Consider the following 23,284-nt stretch of genomic DNA (forward strand, 5'->3'; position numbering starts at 1 on the left):
GAAATATCGGCAACCAAGAAGCTGTATCTGCCTTAATTAATGCTTTGCAGCATGAAGATTTCTCTGTTCGTGGGATTGCCGCAGAGGCGTTAGGAGAAATTGCTGGCTCTGAAGTTTTACATCATATCTGGAAGTTACAATTAAAAACTCCGTCACAAGATAAAAGCGATGCAATTTCTAAAATTCAAGAGCGGTGCAAATTTTATAACCATGAAATTTGTGATTCTGTCTTGAATGAGAAAAGAAACAACGCTGATTTAACTAGTTCTCAAAACACACCTCATACAACAATAAATAATTATATGACAGAAAATAATTTCAATAATGCTAGCTTTAGCAACAACAACATAGGCAGTGTTACAGGAAATATCCAAGGTAATAACATTGGCACTCAAAACAATTATGCGTCTACAGAAGATATTGCTAAATTAGAAACTGTGCTTGAGCAGTTGCTTGAGAAAATGGAGCAGGATAAACCGACTGTAATCGATGCTCAACCTATTGTGGCTCAAGCTGTTGAGAGTCATCCAGTACTTAAAAATAGGCAAGCAATTGAGCAAGTTATCAAAAATAATCCAGAGTTAAAAGTACGTTTGCAAAGAGCGGTGACAGCAGCAGGTATTGAAACTATAAAAATTTTATTTGCTCCTGCTGGTATTCCGATTGAAGCGATTAGGGCTTGGAATGAACCTAGCTAGATGTACCCTCCTATTCCTGTTTCACTTTAAGAGGATGTTTTAAAACAATACGCTTGGGTTAAGCAAATTTATCTGTTAAGGCAGGCAGGGGGAGCAGAGGAGGCAGTGGAAGCACGGGGAGAGAAAAAAGCTTAACTCAACTGTATTGCGTTAAAAAGGGGGAAACAGGGAATCTAGTTCCCTCCCATTGGAAAGGCTACGGTGTATACACAAGTCAAATTACCCCCCTTAATCCCCCCTTGTAAAGGGGGGAAACCGGAATCTAGTTCCCTCCCCAATACATACGGGGAGGGTTAGGGTGGGGTAAAACTAAAGTACATTTTATTCCTGTTTCTGCAACTGCTGCACAAACGCATTATGTTCTGGTGACTTCAACCCCGCTTGCACCACCTCCAACACCCGCACCATCTGATTGTTTAACAACGCCTCCACCGCCAACCATAAACCCGGAAACACCCCAGAGCGAATAATTCCATCTGCACCCGGAGATAGCAATTGATAGTCGCCATCAATTAGGCAAAACCATTCAATTTTATTCTCGTAAGATTGCCAGATTACGTACTCCAACACCCCATTACGGCGATAAACCTGCTTTTTACTGCCTGTATCAATGGCCACGCTACTCGCTGCAATTTCAACAATCAATTCGGGAGATCCTTCAATGTAACCGTCGCTGCTTAAACGGGTTTGTCCGCCTGCGTCTGGTTCAATAAACAACGCTGCATCTGGCTGAGGTTCATTGTCTAAATCTAGTCTGACTGTTGGTTCAATGCTTAAATCAACGCCAGGAGTCAGTGATTGGTAGACTCCTAACCAAGTTATCACCCGACTGTGGGGTTTGCCATGTTGCTCGTGTCTTAAGGGAGATGCCACGTAAACAATTCCTTCAATCAGTTCTGCTTTCTTGATATGGGGTGCAGCCGCATAACGCCGTTCAAATTCAGGGCGAGTTAGGCGATCGCCACTTTCAAGCGGAGGCAGATGTCTCTGGTGTGAGTACTCTCTAACCATTTGCCAATCCTTGGAGTTGCCGGATACTTTTGACTTTAGCAAACCTCAGTTATCAGTTAGAATTTATTGATTTGCTGTTTTCCTCAAATTCCAAAAATCATAAAACGTACTGTTAATTATCATCGTATGTTCTACGTGCGATCGCTTACTCGCTCAAGTTAGGCATCGCCGACAATTAATGCTGCATAACAGAGGTCAACTAGCTATGATTAGCTAAGTGGGATGCCAGATCCATCAACGGCAATACCATTTAGTTAGCAGTCTTTATCAACTGCTTACACTCGCACCCATAAAAATTAGTTTGATTCATTTTCTATTCCCTGCTCTCTATTGTGATACGTATTGGTTAAAAGTACTTTAAATAAGTACGGGGTGCAAAAAATACAAAAAATTCTTTAAGGATTAAGATTAAGGATACGGCTATGGCAACCGAACAGTTAACTAGAGACAGCGACAATCTCGATTTAAATCAGTTACTAAGAACGCTGAATGCTGTTAAACAGGGTGACTTCTCGGCCCGGATGCCTATAGACCATACTGGTGTGGCAGGGAAAATAGCTGATACGCTCAATGATATTATTTACCAGAATGAGCGGATGGCGGCCGAACTACAACGCATTGGTAATGTTGTCGGCAAAGAAGGCAAAATTGCCGAGCGCGCCTCTCTCGGAGATGTTCAAGGTTCTTGGTCAGATTGTGTTACTTCTGTCAATACTCTAATTTCAGATTTAGTCCAACCAACAGCTGAAACTACTCGGGTAATTCGGTCAGTCGCTAATGGTGACTTATCGCAAACGATCGCCACAGAAATTGAGGGCAGACCCCTCCAAGGTGAGTTTCTCCAAACTGCGAATATTGTCAACACGATGGTAGACCGGCTGGGTTCCTTTGCATCGGAAGTAACAAGAGTTGCGCGTGAAGTAGGAACCGAAGGTAAGTTAGGCGTTCAAGCCGAAGTGCTAGGCGTTGCTGGGACTTGGAAAGATTTGACCGATAACGTTAACTTGATGGCAGGTAATCTCACTGGACAAGTTCGCAACATTGCCGAAGTTGCCACTGCGATCGCAAATGGTGACTTATCTAAAAAAATCACTGTCAATGTCAAAGGCGAAATTCTGGAACTAAAAAACACCGTCAACACGATGGTGGATCAGCTTAATTCTTTTGCATCAGAAGTAACGCGAGTTGCCCGTGAGGTAGGAACTGAAGGGAAGTTGGGCGTACAAGCCGAAGTTAAAGGTGTAGCAGGGACTTGGAAAGATTTAACCGACAACGTTAATTTGATGGCAGGAAATTTAACAGCCCAAGTCCGTAATATTGCGGAAGTAACAACGGCGGTAGCGAATGGCGACTTATCCAAGAAAATTACTGTTAATGTCAAAGGCGAAATTTTAGAGTTGAAAAACACCGTCAATATCATGGTGGATCAACTTAATTCCTTTGCATCAGAAGTAACAAGAGTTGCGCGTGAGGTAGGTGCTGAAGGAAAATTAGGCGGTCAAGCAGAAGTTCGCGGGGTAGCGGGTACTTGGAAAGACCTTACCGACAGCGTAAACTTCATGGCGGGAAGCTTGACGGCACAGGTGCGGAATATTGCCGAAGTGACAACGGCGGTAGCCAATGGCGACTTATCTAAGAAAATCACCGTCGATGTGAAAGGCGAAATTTTGGAGTTGAAAAACACTATTAACACAATGGTGGATCAACTCAATTCCTTTGCATCAGAAGTGACAAGAGTTGCGCGTGAGGTGGGAACTGAAGGTAAGTTAGGTGTGCAAGCAGAAGTTCCGGGAGTAGCGGGGACTTGGAAAGATTTAACCGACAACGTTAACTTAATGGCGGGTAATCTCACCGGACAGGTGCGAAATATTGCCGAAGTTGCAACTGCGATCGCAAATGGTGATCTATCTAAAAAAATCACCGTCGATGTTAGAGGTGAAATTTTTGAACTGAAGAACACCATCAATATAATGGTAGATCAACTCAGTTCCTTTGCAAGTGAAGTTACAAGAGTTGCTCGTGAAGTGGGCAGTGAAGGTAAACTGGGTGTGCAAGCCGATGTGCGCGGCGTGGCTGGGACTTGGAAAGATTTAACAGACAGCGTAAACTTCATGGCGGGAAGTTTAACGGCACAGGTGCGGAATATTGCCGAAGTAACTACGGCGGTTGCAACAGGGGATTTATCCAAGAAAATCACTGTCGATGTCAAAGGTGAAATTCTGGAACTCAAAAATACCATTAACACAATGGTGGATCAACTCAATTCTTTTGCATCAGAAGTAACACGGGTTGCGCGTGAGGTAGGAAGTGAGGGTAAACTGGGCGTGCAAGCAGAAGTGCGCGGCGTGGCGGGTACGTGGAAAGATTTAACCGACAGCGTGAATTTCATGGCGGGAAGCTTGACGGCGCAGGTGCGGAATATTGCCGAAGTAACTACGGCAGTTGCAACAGGCGACTTATCCAAGAAAATTACTGTCGATGTCAAAGGTGAAATTCTGGAGTTGAAAAATACCATTAATACAATGGTGGATCAACTCAGTTCCTTTGCTAGTGAAGTGACGCGAGTTGCTCGTGAGGTCGGAACTGAAGGTAAATTGGGTGTACAAGCAGAAGTGAAAGACGTTGCTGGGACTTGGAAAGATTTAACTGACAGCGTGAACTTCATGGCGGGAAGCTTGACGGCACAGGTGCGAAACATTGCCGAAGTGACAACTGCGATCGCAAATGGCGATTTATCTAAGAAAATTACTGTTGCCGTCAAAGGCGAAATTCTTGAACTCAAAAATACCATCAATATAATGGTGGATCAACTCAACTCTTTTGCAAGTGAAGTAACGCGGGTGGCGCGGGAAGTCGGAAGCGAAGGTAAATTAGGTGTACAAGCAGATGTGCGCGGTGTCGCTGGGACTTGGAAAGATTTAACTGACAGCGTAAACTTCATGGCAGGAAGTTTAACGGCACAGGTGCGAAACATTGCCGCCGTTACTACAGCCGTAGCGAATGGCGACTTATCTAAGAAAATCTCAGTTGATGTCAAAGGTGAAATTTTAGAGTTGAAAAACACTGTTAACACAATGGTAGATCAACTCAACTCCTTTGCAAGTGAAGTGACGCGGGTTGCCCGTGAGGTGGGAACTGAAGGTAAATTAGGTGTACAAGCAGAAGTTAAAGGTGTAGCCGGGACTTGGAAGGATTTAACAGACAGCGTAAACTTCATGGCGGGAAGTTTAACAGCACAAGTGCGGAACATTGCCGAAGTTACCACGGCGGTAGCTAACGGCGACTTATCCAAAAAAATTACCGTCGATGTGAAAGGTGAAATTCAGGAACTCAAGAACACCATCAACACAATGGTGGATCAACTAAATTCTTTTGCATCAGAAGTAACAAGGGTTGCCCGTGAGGTGGGAACGGAAGGTAAATTAGGCGTACAAGCTTACGTTAGAGGAGTTGCAGGGACTTGGAAAGATTTAACTGATAACGTTAACTCGATGGCGGGGAACCTTACCGGACAAGTTCGTAACATCGCAGAAGTTACCAAGGCGGTAGCTAATGGCGACTTATCTAAGAAAATTACCGTCGATGCCAAAGGCGAAATTTTGGACTTGAAGAATACTACCAATACAATGGTGGATCAACTTAGTTCTTTTGCCTCAGAAGTAACGCGGGTAGCGCGGGAAGTGGGGACTGAAGGTAAGTTGGGCGGACAAGCCCAAGTCCAAGGCGTTGCAGGAACTTGGAAAGATTTAACAGATAACGTTAACTCGATGGCGGGGAACTTAACGGCACAAGTGCGCGGTATCGCCAGAGTTGTAACGGCAGTTGCTAACGGTGACTTAAAACGGAAACTGATGTTAGATGCTAAGGGAGAAATTGAAACCTTAGCAGAGACAATCAACGAGATGATTGATACTCTAGCGACATTTGCCAATCAGGTAACTACAGTAGCGCGGGAAGTGGGAATTGAAGGAAAGTTAGGCGGACAAGCGAGAGTACCTGGCGCGGCTGGAACTTGGAAAGATTTGACGGATAATGTAAATGAACTTGCTGCTACACTGACAACTCAGTTGCGAGCGATCGCAGAAGTTGCTACAGCTGTAACAAAAGGTGATTTAACTCGTTCAATTGCCGTCGAAGCACTAGGGGAAGTTGCGATACTCAAAGACAACATCAACCAGATGATTGCTAATCTGCGCGAGACAACGCAGAAAAACACTGAGCAAGACTGGTTGAAAACTAACCTCGCCAAGTTTACCCGAATGCTGCAAGGGCAACGAGACTTAGAAACCGTATCTAAATTAATTCTCTCAGAGCTAGCACCTTTAGTTGGAGCGCAACACGGCGTATTCTTCCTGATGGAGTCTGGAGAAAATATACCGTTTTTAAAACTAATTAGTAGCTACGCTTACCGCGAACGCAGACATTTAGCTAACCGCTTCTATTTGGGTGAAGGTTTGGTGGGACAATGCGCTTTAGAAAAAGAGCGAATACTGCTAACGGATGTGCCAAGTGATTATGTCAGAATTGCCTCTGGTTTAGGAGAAGCGTCTCCACTCAATGCTGTAGTGTTACCTGTACTCTTTGAAGGACAAGTGACAGCAGTCATAGAATTAGCATCCTTCCGGCGCTTTAGCGAAATTCATCTGACATTCTTCGACCAACTTACCGAAAGTATAGCGATCGTCCTCAACACGATCGCAGCATCCATGCGAACCGAAGAATTACTCAAGCAGTCGCAATCTTTAGCTGAAGAACTCCAAACTCAGCAAAGCGAACTTAGGGAAACTAACAAGCGCTTAGAAGAACAAGCGCAATCACTCAAAGCCTCTGAAGATTTACTCAAAGGACAACAAGAGGAACTGCAACAAACCAACGCTGAATTAGAAGAAAAAGCAGAGTTGTTGGCGATGCAAAAGAAAGAAGTCGAGCGCAAAAATCGGGAAATTGAACAAGCAAGACTTTCTTTAGAAGACAAAGCTGAACAACTCGCCCTTTCTTCAAAATATAAATCAGAGTTTCTCGCCAATATGTCCCATGAACTGCGGACACCGCTAAACAGTTTGTTGATTTTGGCGAAGTTGTTATCAGATAACATCGATCGCAATCTCACCGCCAAACAAGTTGAATACAGCCAAACAATTTACTCAGCAGGTACTGATTTGTTGGCGTTAATCAATGACATTCTCGATCTCGCCAAAATTGAATCTGGAACTATGTCAATTGACATGACTCAAATGCCATTGACAGAATTGGGCGAGCAGATTGAGCGCAACTTTCGACAAATTGCTCACAGCAAAGGACTTGGTTTCACAATTGAATTGGCTCCTGAATTGCCCACAACCATCTATACAGATGTCAAACGCTTACAACAGGTCTTAAAAAATCTCCTCTCCAACGCTTTTAAATTTACAGAAAAAGGAGAAGTACGCTTACAGATTGCGGTGGCGAAGCAGGGATGGAGCAAAGACCAAGAAACCTTAAATCGCGCTCAAAATGTTATCGCCTTTTCAGTCAGCGATACAGGCATTGGCATTGCCCCCGACAAGCAGAAAGTGATTTTCGAGGCATTTCAGCAAGCCGATGGCTCTACCAGTCGCAGATATGGCGGTACTGGATTGGGCTTATCAATCAGCCGTGAAATCGCCCGTCTCTTTGGCGGCGAAATTAAACTAATTAGTCAACCAGGTCAAGGTAGCACCTTTACATTCTACTTCCCCCAATTGAGTCCAGAGTCACGAGTGCTGAGTCCTGAGTCAACATCAACGCAATCCAGCACAGACGCGATTAATCGCGTCTCTACCCACTCCCCACTCCTAAATGACGATCGCACTACTATTGAAAGAGGCGATCGCGTGTTACTAATTGTTGAGGATGACGTTAACTTTGCGCGTATCCTGCTAGATATGGCACAACAGCACGGATTCAAGGCGATCGCTGCCCAAACAGGCACTACAGGTTTAATGCTAGCGCAGCAATTCCTACCTTCAGCCATTTTGCTAGATATCAGGTTGCCAGAAATGGATGGTTGGACGGTATTAGATCGTCTCAAGCATGACCCAAATACCCGCCACATTCCTGTACATATTATGACCGTTGAGGACGGGAGACAGCGCGGTTTGCAATTAGGTGCGATCGCATATCTGCAAAAGCCCTTAACCAGCGAGATAATATCCGAAGCGTTGACCAAAATTAAAGGTTTTGTTGAGCGCCAAGTGAAGAATTTGCTAGTAGTCGAAGACGACGACATTCAAAGGCTTAGTATTGTCGAGCTAATTGGTAACAGCGATGTTTCTACCACAGCAGTGGGCACTGGTGCAGAAGCTTTAGAAGCTATTCGCGCCAAGCATTTTGATTGCCTTGTTCTTGATTTAGGGCTACCTGACATGACTGGGTTTGAACTTATCGAGCAGATAAAGCTTCTACCTAACGGCAAAACTCTACCAATTATTGTCTACACAGGTAGAGAAATTAGCAAAGCTCAAGAAACGGAACTCAGACGAATTGCCGAAACAATCATCATTAAAGATGTGCGATCGCCCGAACGTCTCCTTGATGAAACAGCATTATTTTTACACCGAGTCCAAGCAAATTTACCAGCACCAAAACGAGAAATACTTGAACAACTGCATTCTGTAGACTACTTACTCGCTGGCAAGAAAGCGCTAATTGTAGACGACGATGTACGTAATATCTTCGCGCTGACAAGTATGCTGGAGCGTTATCAAATACTGGTTTTATATGCTGAGAACGGCAGCGAGGGGATTACCTTATTGGAAACTACACCAGATATTGATGTAGTTTTGATGGATGTAATGATGCCAGAAATGGATGGTTACGAAACAACACGCTTAATCCGCCAAAACGAACAATTTAAATCTTTGCCGATTATTGCACTGACCGCTAAAGCTATGCAAGGCGATCGTGAAAAGTGTATTGAAGCCGGCGCATCAGACTACATCACAAAACCTGTAGATACTGAACAATTGCTTTCACTATTGCGTGTTTGGCTATACCGTTGATCATAGTAGGGGGCAGGGGAAGAGAAATATTGCTTAATAATAAATAACTCTCTTTTCTCCCCTGCTTATCCAAACCGTATTGGGCGACTACCTAAAAAATTGAAGCAAGTATCCAAGTAATATCAGGCTATTTTGGCGATCGCTCTTCTACCCCCTGAACCGTTACCCCTAGCGCATAGAGAAACTCATACCTAGTGGAAATACTGAGCGAAATAAGCTACTAGCTACAATAAGCCAGATTGCTTAATCCGGGAGTATTTACTAAGTCAGTATTGGCTATCCAACCATTACCGGATAACTCTTGTGGGAAACTTCTGGAAAGGTCGATTTCTACCCAAATATAATTTTCAGATTTGTATGACTTAACTATATTACCTGTAACCAAGTTCACAAATACGATTGTGTTGGAATTAAGTGTTGTAATAAAAGCTCCTTTTGTACTTGGTTGACCACGTAGAGTTACAGGTTGTACAATTCGCCGACATGCACTGCCAATAGTCGGTTTAGTCCACACGTTTTGAGCGTTGTTATTTGTCTGACAAAACTTCAGCACACCAGTTTGAATAAACCCTGAAGTCGGAGATTTAATTCTGACAAATTTATCTCCACTAGCTGGTATATATGCTAAAGCAATCGTTGTTTTGGCTGGTAATATTCTGATAGCGTTGGATGATGTTGAAGGTTCTTTGAAAATTGCAGTATCTACTTTAGTTGCACGACAATTCGATTGTGAAGAATTGGAGAGAGTCTGCGCGATTTGAGCAAATACAGGTATATCCAGAGCAAACGTAGCAATCCCTACTAGAGTAAAAATATACAATAACTTCTGAAATCCCACGTTTTCTCCTCAATACCACTTACGAAAGACTGTACATTAGATTCGGAACTTATAAACTCTGAGGTTAGAAGAGCCTACAAAAATTATTTTTAACAATTAGACTATCATATAATGGCTTATTAATACTAATTAAAAACTACGCACAATCTATAGCAATCCGATTTAATTTTTGAATTACTATCTAGAGGTAAAGGATTGGGGACTGGGGACTGGGGACTGGGAAGAAGGAATAAGGGTGTACTGAGTTTTGTTCAAAAATCAAATATGAGTCATATATTAATACTGGAATGGAGAAATGAATATCCAAAATTTCTCTTGGCATAAAAGTTAAGGGAAAACATTCTTGACTTTTGAGTACCGCCTTTAACATATATAGAAAACGTATCGATTCTAAACTAAATTGATACCTATTTGATGACATGCCTTAGTAAAGTGGCAAATGCCGTGTGATATTTGTGGAAGCAAAGGTGTGAAAATCTATTCAAACTAAATACTGGCTAGCAATGTATTATATAGAACACAGCCTTTCCTGGTAATTAAAGATAAATGTCTTCTTCACAAGTTCCTCAACTTGTTTTGCTATAAACATAAATATAGGGCGAAAACCTTTAAGAAGTTTAAAATTCATAACTCACTAAACATAGTTGAGAGATTAGTCATTTTTGACAATCCAGCATTTGGAAACCAGAAACCGTAAAGACCATTTACCAATGAAATCGGAGGTCTATTATGATGTTTAAAAAGATTCTAGTTGCATTAGATCGCTCAGAAATAGGGCAACAGGTTTTTGAGGAAGCCTTGGGTTTAGCAAAGTTAACACAAGCTAGCTTAATGCTAGTGCATGTCTTGTCTCCCGAAGAAGAGGGTAGTCCTTATGTACCTATGCTGTCTAATTTTGACTACTATCCAGGATTAAGTAGTCAAAACTTTGAGTTATATCAAAAGCAGTGGGATACCTTTAAAAACTTAGGAATCCAAATGTTGCAATCTTTCTGCGCCCAAGCTAACGCAGCAGGTATAACTACGGAATTTACACAAAATATTGGTAATCCCGGTCGCATCATTTGTGATTTTGCTCATAGTTATGGCGCTGACCTAATTGTGATGGGGCGTCGAGGTCGTTCTGGGCTGATGGAGCTATTTCTCGGTAGTGTGAGTAACTATGTTCTTCACCATGCTCCTTGTACGGTACATGTTGTGCATCTTTCAGTTGCTCCTAAAACACATGAAGCTGTCAAAGAAACTAGTAGTAATATTGCATAAATCTGAGCAAGCTAAACTCTGAATTTGGTGTATTCTCGCCTACCTACTTCCTCCAATCTCCACAACCGATCCTTAACGAGATGGTATTAGGCTAAAATTAAGCGTAGACGTCGCTTTTTCAGTGAAAAAGAAAAAGTCGGCTAGCCAAAATTAGAGTTGAGAACGAAAAGTGGATCTATGGAAGAAGATATTATTGAGATCACTGGTTTTCATGCTCATGTTTACTTCGATCCCGCCAGTCGGGATGTAGCTGCGCGTGTACGTGATGGATTGGGAGCTAAGTTTGATGTGCAACTCGGACGCTGGTTTGACAAGCCCATCGGCCCCCACCCAAAAGGAATGTATCAAGTTGCTTTCTTACCGAATCAGTTTGATAAAGTTGTTCCCTGGTTAATGCTTAATCGTAAGGGATTGGATGTTCTCGTCCACCCTGAGACAGGCGATGCTGTGGCTGATCACGCAGTTCATTCTTTATGGTTAGGGGAAAAGCTGGATTTAAATATTGAGTTTCTTCGACAGCTTAATTCAACTTTATCTAATTAAAAAAATAGCTCATTTTATTGAGTAAAACTTTTGGCTGGGGCATAAAATTTTTTCTGTCGATCAATGTTAAAGAATATTAAACAGATTGGGGTTGAACAAAATTTAAATTATATATCTTGATTTTAATATTTAGTCAATCGTCACTTGCTTGAGTAAAGCTATCCACATATCGGACGGATCTGAGTAATAATCAACTTCCTCAACTTGATATTGATAAGATTCACAACCTTCTTGTAAAATAATGCGATCAGAGGGTTTAATGACTGTCCCGCTTCCAGTTATATATCCGATTGTTCCTTCATTGAGGCGCTCAAATACGTAGTCGCTTCCAGAAACTAGTCGGGTATAATCGTGTACTTTATGCTTCTGTTTTAATTCGTTTGCTGGAAAGTTAACTAGGGCTAACTTACTTAAAAAACTAAAACTTAAGTTCATACTTGTCCTGATCAAAGACATAAGTGAGTTTTCCCTAAGAAGAAATCTATAACGAAGAGTTCTGGACTCTAAGTGAATCTCGATTCCTTTCAATCACCAATTCAGAATGAACAGGTGAAAAACTAGTTAGGAATCAATCGCATTAACAGCTAGAAAGCCAATACATCACCCAATGTCTAATTAAGTGCCTGTACCCACAATTAGCAAAAAATAAATTACAAGCAGCTCGTTGACACGGTACTTAGAAAAATAATTGTAAATTAGGAGGGATAATTTTCAATTAAGTTTTCTTAAATCTTAATTATTAGTTATTAATATTTAATTCTTACTTAATGATATTTTTTGCTCAACAACCCTTTCAAATCATTCATGATTTTGTATATCTCAGGCAAAAATTAACTATTCATTACTTTATACCTTGAACTTTGAGTATGATTAGAATCACATGATCCAGAGATTTATAGCATTTATTTATTGATTAACCAATTAAACTTACATTACTATAAACCGCAGCTTCAACTGTAAAACCACCGAATTATTTTACAAATCTAGGTCAGATAGGAGTTTTTTTACTTAACTAAATAATATTTATTGTATAAACCTTTGATCTTTTGAGAATATATTCTATGTATATTTTTTAATATAAATAGTATTTAGTCCCTAGTTGTGGTTTTTAGAGCTATATCTACTTGCTTCAGTAGTACTTCTAGGGTGGAAGAGTTGTCTAAAACGACATCTGCATGAGCCACTTTTTCTTCAATAGATAATTGACTGTTGATCCGGGCTTGTGCCTGTTCTTTATTTAAATGGTTTCGTTGTATCAATCTTTGTAGCTGTTGCTCTTGTGAACAATACACTACCCAAACTTCTGTAACTAAATCAGTCATCCCAGCTTCAAATAAGAGAGGCACTACTAACACCAGTGTTTGTGAGCAAGATAAGGCGATCGCTTCCTCAAGGCGATCGCGCACATCTGGATGAATCAAATTGTCTATCCAGTTGCGTTCATCTTGACGATTAAAGATAATTTCACCTAGCTTTTGGCGGTTGAGGCTGCCATCTGGTAGTAAAATTTGTTCGCCGTAACGCCCTGCGATCGCATCAAGAATAGGTGAACCTAAAGATACTGTCTCTCTAGCACAAATATCCGCATCCAGAATTGGCAAGTTATAAGCGCTAGCTAAATAATTGGTGACAGTGGTTTTGCCTGTGGCAATACCCCCAGTTAAGCCGATTATACGTTTTGTCATTTGTCATTTTCCCCCTGCCCCTCATCTAATAATTTGTTGCCCATGCGATCAATGCTTGGGTTAAACCATCTAAAGTATATTCTTGGGCTTCTACGTCCACACGCTTGAATAAAAAATGACAGGTTTTGGAGGTTTGAGGCCCGATAGAGGCAATGCAAACGCCCTCTAAGAATTGGCTAGGATCAGAGTTGTTGGCAAATATCTTGTTAGTAAGTTGACAGAAGAATTGCACAGTTTTAGAACTGGCAAAAGTAATCACATCTATCTTGCGATTTTGGAGAGCTAACTGTGCCTCTGGTGGAATACCACTAGGACAACAAGATTGATATGCGGCAACTTCTATTACCTTTGCTCCCTTAAGAGTTAATTCCTTAACTAAAATTTCTCTGCCGCCGCTTTCAACTCTGGGAAATAAAACCTTTTTACCATGCAGATCCTCTGGGAAATTTTCTACTAAAGAATCGGCAATAAAATTGGGGGGAATAAAATCTGCTTGAAGAGAGTGTTGTTTTAGACAATGGGCTGTTTTCTCACCAACGACGGCAATTTTAACGCCTGCTAGGGCCCGGCTATCTTTACCTTGGGCGTTTAGCCTTTCAAAAAAGTAGTCTATGGCATTGGTAGAAGTAAGAATTAACCAATCGAAGTCAGATAAATAAGCGATCGCATTATCCAAAGCTTCCCAACAGGAGGGCGGGCCGATTTCTAAGGTAGGCATTTCGATTACTGTTGCACCTAATGCGATGAGGCGATCGCTAAATTGGCTCGATTGTCCAACTGAACGTGTTACCAAGATTGTTTTGCCACTGAGAGGAAGAGGAGATGAGGAGAAGTTACTTAACATAGGTTTGGGTATAAAAATACTCTCGTTCACAGCCGGAACCTGGGAATGTCTTTCTCCAGGCTCTTGCCTGATAATTTCGTCTAAATATATATTCTCAGGTTGTAAGTACTTCCGTAGCCCAACAACTTCCCCAATAACAATTACTGCTGGAGAAACGGATAATTCGGTGGTTTGTTCTACAATATTGCCCAGTTGCGCTGTCCAAATTTGTTGACGAGGAGTTCCTGCCCAACGAATGATAGCAATGGGTGTTAAGTGCGATCGCCCGTGTCGCACTAGTTGATGTACGATTTCTGGAAGATGTCGTCCTCCCATCAAAATTACTAATGTCTCTAGCCGTGAGAGTGCTTCCCAGTCTAAAACTTCTGGTTCATGAGCTGTAAGCACTGCAAAAGTGCGACTTAACACCGGATCTGTAAGAGGAATTCCTGCTAACAAAGGTGCTGCAAGGGCTGAGGAAATTCCTGGTACTAGTTCAAAATCACAACCAGATGCTTTTAGGGCTTCAATTTCGGAAGTGCAACGCCCAAAAATCAACGGATCGCCTGATTTGAGCCGTATAACTTGTTTCCCTTGCTGGCAATGCTTTACCAGTAACTTGTTAATCTCAGCTTGGGTTGTACTGGGTTTTCCTCCGCGTTTCCCAACATCCAACTTCAAACAATCAGGTGGTACGCACTGCAATAATTGAGCATCTACCAAGGCATCGTAAACTAAAACCTGAGCAGCAGCTAAGAGATTGTAAGCTTTTACCGTTAGGTATGCCACATCTCCAGGCCCAGCACCTACGAGGTAGACTTTACCCTTTTCTTGAGTCATTTGTCATTTGTCATTAGTTTTTCTCCCTCTGCCTCTCCTGCTCTTACTGCTTCAATTCGTTCGGATATTCATTTTTTCGATTAGCAGATCGATTTGCTCAACCATTTCCTTATTTTCCTCGGCTTGGAATAACTCTCTGGCTTTTTTGAGATTAACGATCGCTTCTTCTAGCTGTTGTTCTCTTCCCAAAGCGATCCCCAGATTATAGTAAGTGAATGCATCGTTGGGTACAAGGCTAATGGCTTTTTTGTAATGGGCGATCGCTTCTTGGGGTTTACCTTGATCATCCATCGCATTTCCCAAACCCGTATAAGCTTGTGCATGTTTGGGATCGAGGCGAATCGCTTCGCTATAGCCGGCGATTGCTTCTGTTAGTTTGCCTTGAGCATAAAAAGCGCTGGCTAAATTATAGTGAGCGTCTGCATAGTTGGGAGCGAAGCTTATGGCTTTTTTATAATGTGTGATCGCTTCTTCTAGTTTTCCTTGAGCGTAAAAAGTATTTCCCAAGGCGTTGTAACCTGCGGGATTTTTGGGATCAAGGCGAATGGCTGCTGTATATTCGGCGATTGCCTCGGCTGGCTTTCCTTGAGCATACAAGGCGTTCCCTAAGTAATAGTGAGCCTCTGCATACTTGGGATCAAAGCTAATGGATTTTTTGTACTGAGTAATTGCTTCTGCTAGCTCACCTTGATCGTACAGAGCATTTCCCAGACGCGTGTAAGTTGGCGCATAATTGGGTTTGAGGCGAATAGCTGCTGTATATTCGGTGGCTGCTTCTGTTAGCTTGCCTTGAGCATAGAGAGCATTTCCTAAGTTATAGTGAGCGTCTGCATAGTTGGCATCAAGGCTGATAGCTTTTTTATATTGTGCGATCGCAGCTTCTAACTGATTGAGTCTTGCTAAAGTTAAACCTAAATTGAAGTATGCTCCAGGGTTTTTCGGATCGAGGCTAATGGCTTTTTTGTAATGTGCGATCGCTTCTTGTGGTTTACCTTGATCGTCAAGAGTATTTGCCAAAGCAATATAAGCTTGGGCAAAGTTCGGTTCTAGTTCAATTGCTTTCCGAAAAGCCGCCTCTGCTCCTTTGAAATCTCCTTGTTTGTAAAGATTGGTTCCTTGCTCAAAGTAAGCAACTGCATTTTTGTTTTTAGCAACTGCTGCTTGATTTAAGTCTGGAATTTTTGATAAAACAACGCCAACATCTTTACCAAAGGTAGTATTTCCATTACTCAAACACAAGCAGATAATAGTTGCTACCAATAGATTCTTGTTTTCCAGCATTTTTATAAAGCTCTCGGTAAGCGTAAAACTCAGCGTGTTCAGACCTAATATATGAGGTTGGGTTGAACTTTAGTGTTACCCAACAAAGCCTTGATAATGTTGGGTTACCCTGCGGGATCTTGCTACGTTCCTCAACCCAACCTACACTAGTTTTATTTTTTAGCCTTAACCCAAGCGTATTGGCTTACACCAGAAATTGCAACTCGCTAACAGAGCCATAATTGACTAGATTAAGTTTTATTTTGTTCAATAATGTAATTGTACTGGATTAACTCTATAATACGTGTCTAAAGAACAGATTGCTTTCTTTTACGTAATATTACTTGAAATCTAACCGAGAAAAACTCTTGGAGAGTTCTCAAGTAATTATTCACTCTCTCTAAAACAAAATTGTCGAAATCCTTGATTTCTCTTTGAGCAGTATGGGGGAGTGTCAACAGTTACGCTTTCTTCAAGGTCTTGAAGTACTGAATGAGAATTTATCCTATACTCTAACCACGGTTAAATTATGAGCATTGCAAAGTTTCCGAGATTCATTCAACCCTTGGTAACTATTCCAATGGTAGGGCTGACTACCTTCTCAATTATTTGTTTAACGCACGACTCGGCATTGGCAGGCCCAGATACCTCAAGTCCCTGGGCGATTATTCAAAATACTTTTTCCTGGGCACGTTGGGCACCTGCTCCCTTTCTGCGCTGGGATTTCTATAACGATCTTGACAATCGCGTGCAATTAGTTGGCGATCCAACAACTAAAAGTGCGGTTTACTTCTTGAAATCAGATGGTAGTGTCGGCTATCGCAACGTTGACCAAAATATCAACGAAACCTTCCCTGGTATCACTGCCAAGCAAATCGCAGTCGGCCAATCTGGTCGCTTATGGGCAATTACCACTGATGGGCGCTGGGCACGTTGGGCACCTGCTCCCTTTCTGCGCTGGGATATCTATAACGATCTTGACAATCGCGTGCAATTAGTTGGTGATCCTTTGTCGGAGGGTGGAATTTATTTCCGCAAATCGAACGGTAGTGTCGGCTATCGCAACGTTGACCAAAATATCAACAAAACCTTTCCTGGTATCACTGCCAAGCAAATCGCAGTCGGCCAATCTGGTCGCTTATGGGCGATTACCACTGATGGGCGCTGGGCACGTTGGGCACCTGCTCCCTTTCTGCGCTGGGATATCTATAACGATCTTGACAATCGCGTGCAATTAGTTGGCGATCCTCAATCTGAAGGCGGAATTTATTTCCGCAAATCTGATGGTAGTGTAGGCTATCGCAACGTTGACCAAAATATCAACAGAACCTACCCTGGTATTGGTAAGACCACCGATCTGACGGTTTCTGACCCCGAGTTGTAAACCTCGTCTAGGTTGAAATTCGTAGTTTTTCCTCATCAGATTTCAGTAGTTTTTCCTCATCAGATTTCAAATGATATCATGTCCGCTTGATTAGTTACTAAACCCCAAGAACCCTACCCCGCCGAAGCTACGCTTCGTCTCCCTGCCCCTAATCTCCAGAGGGGGCCCTGAGTTCCCCGCTTTTCGAGAGGGGCTGGGGCTGGGGTGCAATGACTATGGTTAGTATAACTAATTATGCGGATATGATATTACCCATACCACAACAACACTAGGGCGGGGAAATCTCCAAATCTTTGCAAATTTTGATAGCTAAAATATCAACAATCTCAGTATGTCTTGGAACTGCCGAGGTTCTGTTGTTTGATGGATTGTAATAAATCGTATGCTTTCCACCCTCTCGAAGAAACAAACAGCCGTTCTTTTCCAAATGGCGAATCAATTCACGTCTTTTCACTATAATTTGACAGTAATCTGTTCGCGGACGACATCTTTACCGGAAATTTGTTGCTCTGCGAGTTCCCGATTTGATATTAAAATTAACTCTATCGCTTCCCGTAGACTTTCTCTAGCTTCTTCCAGAGTTCTCTCTTGGACATTTGCACCAGGTAACTCTTGAACGTAACCAATATACCAATCATGTATCTTTTCATATATAGCAGTAAAAGAATTTTCCATATAATTTGCTCTTGAATGTTACGAGATATTAAATGCTGACGTACACCTTAAAGACAAAACCTAGCCTCATTTACTTTACGGGTTTTGCTAGCTTGTTTTTTAGCGGCTTATTGATTTACCCAATTAGTGCATTCCAAAATTGAATTTTCGACCCTATATTCTCTACCAAGCTTGATCAATCCTCGCTCTAATTTATTTTTTGCAAGGGGATTGTGTAGTAACACAAAATCATCTCCAAACTCCTGTGGACGATTGAGAGCGTCTACACATGAATATAGCACTGCACTTATCCTATCATACTGATTATTCAGGAAAATATCTGTTGAAACTGAAGAACCAGCTACTTTTTTTACTTGATCTTGATGCTGATAAAGTCGGTCTACAACTTCATGTTTTTCAACATTTATTATTAGACTTTCATTGCCAAAAGGAAGGACACTACGAATAATTCTGGGAATCTCACTTTCACGTCTAGCAGATGGTATCGCACTGCCATTGATTGCGATAATGTAACAATCATTTGGCTTAACTATTTTATTTAATAGGTATTTTTGGTACTTTGTGTTGTATTTTTCTTCAATAGCTGAACGATAACGTAGTTTAATCTGATCATCAGGAACTCGTCTAGTAGTTCGATCTTGCAGCTCTGTAACAGCGTCATCTTTTTCACCTGCTTTTGGTGCTACTGCTTCAATCCAAATATCTACCTCTTCTTTTGATATACGTATATCTGGCCCTTTATCATCTGAAGTAATTGAAAATCCTTTTGCAATCAATGAACACGTCAAGTACATTTCCCATATACGTTGCTTAAAATTTTTTCTACTTTCCAATAAAAAATGTCTATCTGCATATGGTTGATACTGTGACCACATTTCTTCAATAAATTCTTTATCTTGTGAAAATCTTGGTTCATCTCTAATAACATTGTATTTGTTGTCTTTAGCAGCTTCATGACAAAAGAACGAAGTCATATATTTTTTAGTTCAACAATTAAGTAAAATGCATTAACAATGCCTAACTACCCAACTCACTAAACCGTCACACCCTCCAACTCCTCATCTGTCAACTCATATAATTGCCGCAATTTATCTAACTTATCTGCATCAGCTTCCCAGAAACCCCGCCCATGTGCCTCCAACATTCTCCCTAAAATATTGCGAAAAGCTTCAGGATTTGCCTTGCGTAATTTCTCCGCCATCTCTGCATCTAAAGCATAAGTATCAGCCGCTTGATCATAAACCCAATCATCGGTAAAATCGGCAGTACCACCCCAACCAATCAACGCCGTCATCCGTTGAGAAATTTCAAACGCACCACCAGAACCTTGATTCGCCATCGCTTGCGCCCATTTGGGATTTACCAACTTAGTGCGGTACTCCATTCGCAGCAAATTATCTAAATTGCGCGGTGTAGTATCCTTCGAGAAACTTTCTACAAAACTGGTTGTAACCTTCTTACCGCCTTGTTTTTCTGCTGCCTTTTTCAAACCGCCAGTATTGGCGTAATATTCTTGAATATCAGTTAAACCATATTCTACCGAATCGATTTCTTGAACAATGCGATCGCTAGTTTTTAACAAAGTATTCAAAACTTCCGGTCTAGCTTGACCTTTATCTTCTCTTCCGTAGCTAAATACATTGCGACTTTGCCAAGTATTCCCCAACTCCTCACCAGATTCCCAGTTACCATCAACCACGCGATCGTTCACCAAAGAACCAAAATCACCCGCCGGATTGGAAAACAATCTCGCCGATGCATTCTCTACACCTTGGGCTTTTAAAACCAAAGCATGTCTTCTAATAAAATTTTGATCATCCGGTTCATCAGCATCAGCCGCCCGTTGAAATAAATCATCCAACAATTCGATGATATTTACAAAACTATCCCGGAAAATTCCAGACAAATTACCTAACACATCAATGCGGGGATGTCCAACCTTAGCCAACGGCTTCAACTCATAACGAACAATTCTACCAGTCCCTTCCTTAACAGGTTCAGCCCCCACCAACTCCAAAAGAATCCCCAAAGATTCACCCTTAGTTTTAATCGCATCCAATCCCCAAAGCATCACCGCCACCGTTTCTGGATACTTCCCATATTCATCCAAATGCTGCGCGATAATTTTTTGACCAATTTCTCGCCCTCGTTCATACGCCGCAGGTGAAGGCATCCGATAAGGATCTAAAGCATGAATATTTCTCCCAGTCGGTAAAACACCAGCCCCATCCCTTAATAAATCTCCCCCAGGCGCAGGCGGAATATATTCCCCATTCAACCCCCTCAACAAATTCGTCAACTCATCCGTAGATTGCATCAACAAATCCCTTATTAACCTTTCCTCCTCTTCTCTTTCTTCTTCGCGTCCTTTGCGCCTTCGCGGTTCGTTTTCTTCCTCTTCCCCTCCAAAATATGCCTCCAAATACGCCCCCAACTCCTCCTCACTCGGCTTTTCCCCCAAAGTATGCAACCCCGAAGAAAACAACCGATTTTCTAAAACCTGCAAATATTCATACAACTCCACCAAATAATCATCAAAAGCATGACCGCTAAACATCCGCACATTTTCCGGCGTAAACGCAATCCCCAACTTCTTCGCATCCTCAAATGGGCAATCTGCATCCAACCCAGAGTCGACAATTTTTTTACAAATCCCTTCCTTCAGCACATAATTCTTTTGCGGATCTTCCCGATACTCCGAAATCAAATCACGCAACGCCACTAATTCCTTATATAAACCTGCACGCCCATAAGGCGGTACATTATGAGAAATCAACACACCATAACCGCGACGTTTCGCCAACATCGATTCCGAGGGATTATTCGCCGCATATATATATAGATTAGGCAAATTTCCTAACAGAATATCCGACCAAGAATAACCCGTATTCCCCAACGGAGAACCAGGCAACCATTCCACCGTTCCATGCATTCCAAAGTGAACTACAGCATCAGCTTGAAACTCATTTTGCAACCATTTATAATAAGCAGCATATTGGGGATGTGGCGTTAAATCTCGTTCAAACATTAAACGCATCGGGTCGCCTTGTATCCCCAAAGGTGGTTGTACACCTATCCATACATTTCCTAATTGCACACCGCCAATCTGGAATTCGTCGCCATAAGTTTTAATACCAGTTCCTGTGAGAGATTTCCATTGTTTTTCGATGCGGGAAGTTTGCAGATATCCCAACCATTTTTCTAAGGTACGGGCGTTAACAGACACGGGAATATTTTTTGTATCATCAATTTCATCCGCTTCTTTTACCCAGCGAATCAATTCTTCCCCATCTTCGGGTAAATCTCCAACGGTATAATCTTGTTCTTTGAGTGCATGGAGAAACTTCAGCAAACTACGCGGTACATTTAATAATGCAGCTGTACCCACAGCACCATAACCAGGAGGAAAACCATATAAAATAATCGCAATCTTGCGTTCTGATGCAGGCTTTTGCCGCAAAGCCACCCAAGTTTTTACCCTACCAATTAATCGCTCCACCCGTTCGGGAACCAGATAAATATTTTCACCCACCAAACCACCAAGGGGAACGGTATCAATAGCCCCATCTAATTCTGGTAATGCATACAACACGACGCTTTGCAATCCGCCGACACCTTGGCGTGTCCACGAGGAAATATCTTGAATTAATAGTGGTGCAGCAACAATATAAGGTACATTTTTGGCACTGAGAATGCGCTTTGCTACTTCTACTTGACGACCAGCTTCCATTGAACCAGCCGGGCCACCCACGAGAGGAAAGCCAATTGTTGAAGCGATCGCATCTACTTTTACTGCTTCACTTGATAGTGAGGGAGTTTCTATATTACCTAGTTGTCGTTGCTGAATTTCATAGTCGGTTGTCATTAAATCTCGTACCGCCACATGTCCTTCTACGCCGTTGATGAAGATGGGTAAAGGAGTTAAGCCGGCTTTTTCAAAACTGCGAATCAGTTGGGGAATGTATGGTTGTTTGGTGATGACGTGTTTGCGGTAGAGGAGAATTCCTACAATTGGGGAGTGGAAAGTGGGGAGTGGGGAGTGGGAATTAGCCATGTTCCCTATTCCCCATTCCCTATTCCCTACTCCCCTCTTCTGATACCATTCCAGGTATGCTTTTGGTGATTCAAAAAACCCTTGATAGTCGGGGTGGAGTAATCCGATGTTGGGGGTTTCAATTAGCGGGGGAATGTCGCCGATTTTTAAATTTAAATATTTTTCTGCTAGTGTCCAAAATAATGAAGCGACGTTTTCTGGGCCGCCTGCATTCCAATAACCATAGATAATTAACCAGTTGCGTAAGTCTTGGACTTTTTGCACTGGGACGTATTTCAGTAGTTTGGGGCCAATTTTTAAGAAGCTGATGTAGCCAGCAAGTTTGTCTTCTTCTCGTCCGTTGCTAAATTTGTCAAGGATGAATTTAACTGGTTTTGGCATTCCTTTGGGTTTGTCGCCAATGGCAAAGTCACCCAGCTTGGTTAAACTCATTAATTCTAAGGCTGACTCGAAAACTAGGCGAATGGGAATTTGGGCAATGCGATCGCGTAACCACACAACTTGGTCATAATCAAATAGGAGGCTACCGAAAAACACATCAGCGCCATCAAGTGCTGCTTCTACCTCAGTGCGTTTGTTGGTAAGATCGCGATCGCTAAATACCCGAATATCCAACTCAGGACAGCGAGAGTTAGCCAAAAAGGCTGCTTTTCTATACAAATCAGCGTTGAACGATTCAAACCCAGCAACCAAGACGATGCGTTTCATGCCTGTAAGCTACGAAATATTTCTTTACTTAAATTTTAAACATGCTTTCAGGCTGATTGTTAAATATCTACCCACAGATTCTGCTTAGTAATTCTTTGAAGGAGTTAGGACTTCACTCTTACTTATGTGTTCAGCCGTTCAAGGTTAACAGGAATGCAAAGAGGCAAGCTTGAAGAGGGTTTACGGCTTTATAAGCACACTTTATATCAAGCAGTGCTTTTAGCTTGCATTGAAATAAGTACATTTGTCATAGCTTTCTACTTTTACGAAGCGCTATTATCTGGATAATGCGGTTAATTGCTGCATTTCAATTTATTGCAACAATCACCTAGTTCTTCCCGATTTTGATAAATTATGAGGGTTGTGTTTTTTATTCCAATATGAATTTAAATTAGTAAATTTAACCAGATAAGATTTACTGTTCAAGTTCGGAAAATAACTGATTTTGTCTACCAGCCTAGTAATGCTACAAATAATGTTGAT

General features: G+C 41.8%; 15 protein-coding genes. 5 read left to right on the forward strand and 10 right to left on the reverse strand.

Features of this window, described 5'->3' with window-relative positions; translation table 11 throughout:
• Positions 1-698, forward strand: a 698-nt coding sequence (locus RMY00_RS27980) for a HEAT repeat domain-containing protein (RefSeq protein WP_322650665.1), incomplete at its 5' end; no start/stop codon positions are given.
• A gap of 321 nt (positions 699-1,019) precedes the next feature.
• On the opposite strand, the gene RMY00_RS27985 is transcribed toward RMY00_RS27980, so the two are convergent.
• Positions 1,020-1,709: a Uma2 family endonuclease gene (locus RMY00_RS27985; protein ID WP_322650666.1), complete on the reverse strand. Its 690-nt coding sequence runs from the start codon at positions 1,707-1,709 to the stop codon at positions 1,020-1,022.
• 422 nt (positions 1,710-2,131) lie between these two features.
• On the opposite strand from RMY00_RS27985, the gene RMY00_RS27990 reads away from it, so the two are divergent.
• A complete protein-coding gene (locus tag RMY00_RS27990; protein ID WP_322650667.1) occupies positions 2,132-8,728 on the forward strand; it encodes a HAMP domain-containing protein in 6,597 nt (2,198 codons plus the stop codon).
• Positions 8,729-8,948: 220 nt separating this feature from the next.
• Here RMY00_RS27990 and RMY00_RS27995 read toward each other — a convergent pair whose 3' ends face one another.
• Positions 8,949-9,566, reverse strand: coding sequence for a hypothetical protein (locus tag RMY00_RS27995; protein WP_322650668.1), 618 nt, complete (start codon positions 9,564-9,566; stop codon positions 8,949-8,951).
• Between the two features lie 732 nt (positions 9,567-10,298).
• On the opposite strand from RMY00_RS27995, the gene RMY00_RS28000 reads away from it, so the two are divergent.
• Together RMY00_RS28000 and RMY00_RS28005 are read left to right on the forward strand one after the other, a co-directional pair.
• On the forward strand, positions 10,299-10,829 hold the full coding sequence (locus tag RMY00_RS28000; RefSeq protein WP_322650749.1) for a universal stress protein: 531 nt from the start codon (positions 10,299-10,301) through the stop codon (positions 10,827-10,829).
• Positions 10,830-11,006: 177 nt separating this feature from the next.
• On the forward strand, positions 11,007-11,372 hold the full coding sequence (locus tag RMY00_RS28005) for a DOPA 4,5-dioxygenase family protein (protein ID WP_322650669.1): 366 nt from the start codon (positions 11,007-11,009) through the stop codon (positions 11,370-11,372).
• 129 nt (positions 11,373-11,501) lie between these two features.
• Here the strand turns inward: RMY00_RS28005 and RMY00_RS28010 are convergent, their stop codons facing one another.
• The 4 genes from RMY00_RS28010 to RMY00_RS28025 all read right to left on the reverse strand — a co-directional run bounded on the left by RMY00_RS28010 (position 11,502) and on the right by RMY00_RS28025 (position 16,001).
• Entirely contained in the window at positions 11,502-11,807 is a 306-nt protein-coding gene (locus RMY00_RS28010; protein ID WP_322650670.1) for a hypothetical protein, read from the reverse strand.
• A 653-nt stretch (positions 11,808-12,460) separates the two neighbouring features.
• Positions 12,461-13,057 (reverse strand): dephospho-CoA kinase, encoded by a 597-nt coding sequence (gene coaE, locus RMY00_RS28015; RefSeq protein ID WP_322650671.1) that lies wholly within the window; start codon positions 13,055-13,057, stop codon positions 12,461-12,463.
• Positions 13,058-13,082: 25 nt separating this feature from the next.
• Positions 13,083-14,720 carry a uroporphyrinogen-III C-methyltransferase gene (cobA, locus tag RMY00_RS28020; RefSeq protein ID WP_322650672.1) on the reverse strand — a complete coding sequence of 546 codons (1,638 nt, stop codon included), beginning with the start codon at positions 14,718-14,720 and terminating at the stop codon, positions 13,083-13,085.
• Between the two features lie 51 nt (positions 14,721-14,771).
• Positions 14,772-16,001, reverse strand: coding sequence for a tetratricopeptide repeat protein (locus RMY00_RS28025; protein ID WP_322650673.1), 1,230 nt, complete (start codon positions 15,999-16,001; stop codon positions 14,772-14,774).
• 508 nt (positions 16,002-16,509) lie between these two features.
• Here RMY00_RS28025 and RMY00_RS28030 point away from each other — a divergent pair.
• A complete protein-coding gene (locus RMY00_RS28030) occupies positions 16,510-17,364 on the forward strand; it encodes a hypothetical protein (protein ID WP_322650674.1) in 855 nt (284 codons plus the stop codon).
• 268 nt (positions 17,365-17,632) lie between these two features.
• On the opposite strand, the gene RMY00_RS28035 is transcribed toward RMY00_RS28030, so the two are convergent.
• From RMY00_RS28035 to bchH, 4 genes are all read right to left on the reverse strand, one after another.
• The gene (locus tag RMY00_RS28035; RefSeq protein ID WP_322650675.1) at positions 17,633-17,818 is read right to left on the reverse strand and encodes a type II toxin-antitoxin system HicA family toxin; all 186 of its coding nucleotides are present in this window, start codon (positions 17,816-17,818) and stop codon (positions 17,633-17,635) included.
• On the reverse strand, positions 17,818-18,039 hold the full coding sequence (locus RMY00_RS28040; protein WP_322650676.1) for a type II toxin-antitoxin system HicB family antitoxin: 222 nt from the start codon (positions 18,037-18,039) through the stop codon (positions 17,818-17,820). Before RMY00_RS28040 ends, RMY00_RS28035 begins: the two co-directional genes overlap by 1 nt.
• 107 nt (positions 18,040-18,146) lie before the next feature.
• Positions 18,147-19,013, reverse strand: coding sequence for a hypothetical protein (locus RMY00_RS28045; RefSeq protein ID WP_322650677.1), 867 nt, complete (start codon positions 19,011-19,013; stop codon positions 18,147-18,149).
• Between the two features lie 59 nt (positions 19,014-19,072).
• Positions 19,073-22,801: a magnesium chelatase subunit H gene (bchH, locus tag RMY00_RS28050; RefSeq protein WP_322650678.1), complete on the reverse strand. Its 3,729-nt coding sequence runs from the start codon at positions 22,799-22,801 to the stop codon at positions 19,073-19,075.
• Between the last annotated feature and the right edge of the window lie 483 nt (positions 22,802-23,284).

The organism is Nostoc sp. ChiVER01 (assembly GCF_034531155.1).
Lineage (GTDB): Bacteria > Cyanobacteriota > Cyanobacteriia > Cyanobacteriales > Nostocaceae > Nostoc.

Coding starts and splice junctions, on each gene's coding strand:
- RMY00_RS27985 (WP_322650666.1), bottom strand. CDS start 1,709: ATGGTTAGAGAGTACTCACACCAGAGACATCTGCCTCCGCTTGAAAGT.
- RMY00_RS27990 (WP_322650667.1), top strand. CDS start 2,132: ATGGCAACCGAACAGTTAACTAGAGACAGCGACAATCTCGATTTAAAT.
- RMY00_RS28000 (WP_322650749.1), top strand. CDS start 10,299: ATGTTTAAAAAGATTCTAGTTGCATTAGATCGCTCAGAAATAGGGCAA.
- RMY00_RS28005 (WP_322650669.1), top strand. CDS start 11,007: ATGGAAGAAGATATTATTGAGATCACTGGTTTTCATGCTCATGTTTAC.
- RMY00_RS28010 (WP_322650670.1), bottom strand. CDS start 11,807: ATGAACTTAAGTTTTAGTTTTTTAAGTAAGTTAGCCCTAGTTAACTTT.
- coaE (WP_322650671.1), bottom strand. CDS start 13,057: ATGACAAAACGTATAATCGGCTTAACTGGGGGTATTGCCACAGGCAAA.
- cobA (WP_322650672.1), bottom strand. CDS start 14,720: ATGACTCAAGAAAAGGGTAAAGTCTACCTCGTAGGTGCTGGGCCTGGA.
- RMY00_RS28025 (WP_322650673.1), bottom strand. CDS start 16,001: ATGCTGGAAAACAAGAATCTATTGGTAGCAACTATTATCTGCTTGTGT.
- RMY00_RS28030 (WP_322650674.1), top strand. CDS start 16,510: ATGAGCATTGCAAAGTTTCCGAGATTCATTCAACCCTTGGTAACTATT.
- RMY00_RS28040 (WP_322650676.1), bottom strand. CDS start 18,039: ATGGAAAATTCTTTTACTGCTATATATGAAAAGATACATGATTGGTAT.
- RMY00_RS28045 (WP_322650677.1), bottom strand. CDS start 19,013: ATGACTTCGTTCTTTTGTCATGAAGCTGCTAAAGACAACAAATACAAT.
- bchH (WP_322650678.1), bottom strand. CDS start 22,801: ATGAAACGCATCGTCTTGGTTGCTGGGTTTGAATCGTTCAACGCTGAT.